Below are 2,408 nucleotides of genomic sequence, written 5' to 3'. Positions count from 1 at the left end.
GGTAAGTAATTGGTCGATCGCCGCAGGACGATATACGTCTGTTCCTACCATTAAGCAGGAGCGCTTTTGTTTACGTAGATAAAGGGCTAGCTTCGCTGTGGCAGTCGTTTTACCTGTACCCTGCAAACCCGCCATCAAAATTACTGTCGGAGGCTTATCTGCCTGGGCAAGAGGAACATTGCTTTCCCCCATTACCTTCACCAGTTCATCATAGACAATCTTGATAAACTGCTGTCCTGGGTTGACACCAGAAATAACTCCTTCCCCTAAAGCTTTCTTTTCGACATCGGCAACAAAAGCTTTAACTACCTGAAGGTTGACATCGGCTGATAATAGCGCACGACGCACTTCATTTAAAGTATCTTGAATATTACTTTTAGATATTTTGTCCTGACCACGAATCTTTTTCCAGGCATCATCGAGGCGATCTGCTAAAGCATCAAACATAAAATATTAACCGTTAATTATTCCCTTCCCTAGTAATTTTATAATTTTGCGGTGTTGAGTGAGCTTTTTGTCATTACAATAGCAACTTTTGTTTTCTCCGATGAAACAAAAATCAATCTAAAAATCGCCTCAGTCATCTTGCTGATTAATCAAAATTAATATTCAGTCAAATGACTGATGATTATGATTACCATGCTATCTAATATATTTAAAGATACTTCTCGAACATATCCAGAGCCTGCATGGTGAGAATATATTGCTAGCTCTGGTTTTTTTTATCTATGATTTCTTCTCTGCTATTTTTCCTTGGTCTAAATAATCTGAGAAATTTCTTATAAGCCATAATCTATATACTTTTAGCTGGTCACAGAAACTGATAATATGATAATTCCAGCTTAAAGTTACAGTTGTACTTTTCATAATACCTTGGCAAAACAGCGGTTAGATAAATTATTAGTCAGCTTAGAACTCTGTGAATCTCGCTCATTGGCTCAGAGTTTAATTAGGGCGGGAAAAGTCAAGGTCAATCAAGAAATCGTGGATAAACCTGGAACAGAAATCAACACCACGGCGCAAATTGAAGTTAAAGAACAACCTCCCTATGTTTCTCGTGGTGGCAAGAAACTAGCCAAGGCTTTAGAAACTTTTCAGATTCAAGTACGCGATCGCATTTGCTTAGACGGAGGTATATCTACAGGGGGATTTACGGACTGTTTATTGCAGTCGGGAGCAAAACTAGTCTACGGCGTGGATGTGGGCTATGGACAAGTAGCCTGGAATATTCGTACTAGCGATCGCGTTATCCTCAAAGAGCGAACGAATATCCGTTATTTACCCCCCCACGAACTATATGGCGAGGCAACTATGGCAAACTTGGGAGTAATGGATTTATCTTTTATTTCCCTCACCAAAGTGCTAGAACCTTTTTGGAATCTATTGGCTGCACCCAAAGAAGTCGTGTTGCTGGTTAAACCCCAATTTGAAGTTGGACGAGAGCGAGTTGGTAAAAAAGGCGTGGTGCGAGATTTTAGCGATCGCGCTGGGGCAATTATGCAGGTATGGCAAGTAGCCCAAGCATTAGGCTGGCAATATCGGGGTCTAACCATTTCGCCCATTACAGGACCAGCGGGCAACGTTGAGTATCTACTTTGGCTATCCACAGCAGAATCTACATCTGCTCAACCATCTTTAGATCTGGCAAAAATCGAGGAAATAATTGCTTAGATAACTTAGACAACTTAGACAACAGTGAAGTCTAGTAACAGTAATTACCATTGGCGAGAATTGGCGATAAAAGCTTCAGCATTCTTTTTACTTAAAGGCTTAGAGAAAAAGAAACCCTGCCCATATTCACATTGAAGCAATTTTAATTGAGCTAGTTGAGAGGTCGTTTCAATTCCTTCGGCGATGACATCCATATCAAGCATGTGAGCAAGAGTAACGATCGCCTTAACAATGGCTGAATTATCGCCGTTTGACTGCATTTGACTAATAAATGAACGATCTATTTTGATAGTATCAACTGGAAAACGATGTAGATAACTTAAAGATGAATATCCTGTCCCAAAATCATCAATACTAAACTGGATTTCTTGCTTTCTTAACTTGAGAATAATTTCGGTAACTGTTTCTAAATTGTCAATTAAAATGCTTTCCGTAATTTCTAGCTTGAGGAATTTTCCTGATAGACCAGTTTCGGCTAGAATGCTTTCAATTTCATCGACCAGTTGTTCTTCCCGAAATTGCTGTCCTGAAAGATTAACACTCATTTTTATCGGTGGATGTTCAGGATATTTTAAGTGCCAGCTACGGGCGGTTTTACAGGCTTCTTTCAGCAACAATTTGCCTAGAGGAACTATCAAACCAGTTTCTTCACATACGGGAATAAAATCACCTGGACCAATTGCTCCTTTGGTGGGGTGATTCCAGCGAGCTAAAGCTTCAAAACCAGATAAAACACC

The 2,408-nt window shown here is 40.0% G+C and carries 3 protein-coding genes; 1 reads left to right on the top strand and 2 read right to left on the bottom strand.

What is annotated here, in order from left to right; translation table 11 throughout:
* The coding region (locus C7B62_RS25240) for a signal recognition particle receptor subunit alpha (RefSeq protein ID WP_199194382.1) at positions 1-447 on the bottom strand (447 nt) is incomplete at its 3' end.
* A gap of 426 nt (positions 448-873) precedes the next feature.
* On the opposite strand from C7B62_RS25240, the gene C7B62_RS25235 reads away from it, so the two are divergent.
* A complete protein-coding gene (locus C7B62_RS25235) occupies positions 874-1,671 on the top strand; it encodes a TlyA family RNA methyltransferase (protein WP_106244289.1) in 798 nt (265 codons plus the stop codon).
* A 44-nt stretch (positions 1,672-1,715) separates the two neighbouring features.
* On the opposite strand, the gene C7B62_RS25230 is transcribed toward C7B62_RS25235, so the two are convergent.
* Positions 1,716-2,408: bifunctional diguanylate cyclase/phosphodiesterase (locus C7B62_RS25230; RefSeq protein ID WP_146132228.1), on the bottom strand; the 693-nt coding region annotated here is incomplete at its 5' end.

Origin of the sequence: Pleurocapsa sp. CCALA 161 (genome assembly GCF_003003995.1) — a bacterium.
Taxonomy (GTDB): domain Bacteria; phylum Cyanobacteriota; class Cyanobacteriia; order Cyanobacteriales; family Xenococcaceae; genus Waterburya.
The sequence above is the reverse complement of the archived record's forward strand: the minus strand, read 5'-3'. Positions and strand labels throughout refer to the sequence as shown.